At 41.2% G+C, this 905-nt stretch carries 1 protein-coding gene; it reads left to right on the forward strand.

The genetic code is table 11. From position 1 onward, the window contains the following. Window positions 1–905: cytochrome c biogenesis protein CcdA (locus tag B4F08_RS02145; RefSeq protein WP_291372842.1), on the forward strand; the 905-nt coding region annotated here is incomplete at both ends.

Consider the following 905-nt stretch of genomic DNA (forward strand, 5'->3'; position numbering starts at 1 on the left):
TTAGGAATTTTATTGGCATTTACGCCGTGTTCTTTACCAATGTTGCCGATTTTGACCTCATTGATTGTTCGTGAACATAAAGGCGTTAAAGCGTGGACGATTGCACTTACTTTTGTATTTAGTATGGCAATGGTCTATGCCGTATTGGGTTTAATTGCCTCTGTGGCAGGGCTAAATTTCCAACGATGGTTACAGCAACCTGCGACATTAGTTGCATTTAGTCTATTGTTCGTTGTATTCGCTTTAAATCTGTTTGGTCTATTTGAATTGAAACTGCCACAGAAATGGGTGAATCGCCTCGACCAAATGCAGTCAGTGCAACAAGGTGGCACCTTGATTGGTGCAAGTATCATGGGCATGATCTCCGCATTGTTAGTCGGTCCGTGTATGACTGCACCTTTAGCGGGTACATTACTCTTTATTTCACAAACGCAAAATCAGTGGCAAGGTGCTCTACTATTATTCACCTTGGGATTTGGTATGGGTATTCCATTACTGCTTGCCAGTGTTCTAGGTGCAAAGGTACTACCGAAAGCAGGGGAATGGATGCATCAAATTAAGGTGATTTTTGCCTTTTTGATGTTGGCGTTAAGTATTTATTTTATCCGTCCGTTATTACCTGAATTAGCGATTCAAATACTTAGTCTTGTATTGGGCATGGCATTTATTGGTTTCGCGATATATCGTCTGTTTGTGAAGAAAGGGCAATTACAGTGGTTATATGCATTGTTGCTGATGATCTCAGTTCCGTTTTTAGCTTTTAACCAATATCAACATATTCAAAATTTAAGCGCAGTTCAGGCAGATAAATTAGCAGAGTGGCATGTCGCAACAACCGCTGCTGATTTTGAGCGGATTCTAGCCAACGCACCCAAAGATCAGGCCGTTGTGATTGATGTGTATGC

The organism is Acinetobacter sp. UBA6720, from assembly GCF_002454215.1.
In the GTDB taxonomy this organism is placed as follows: Bacteria; Pseudomonadota; Gammaproteobacteria; order Pseudomonadales; family Moraxellaceae; genus Acinetobacter.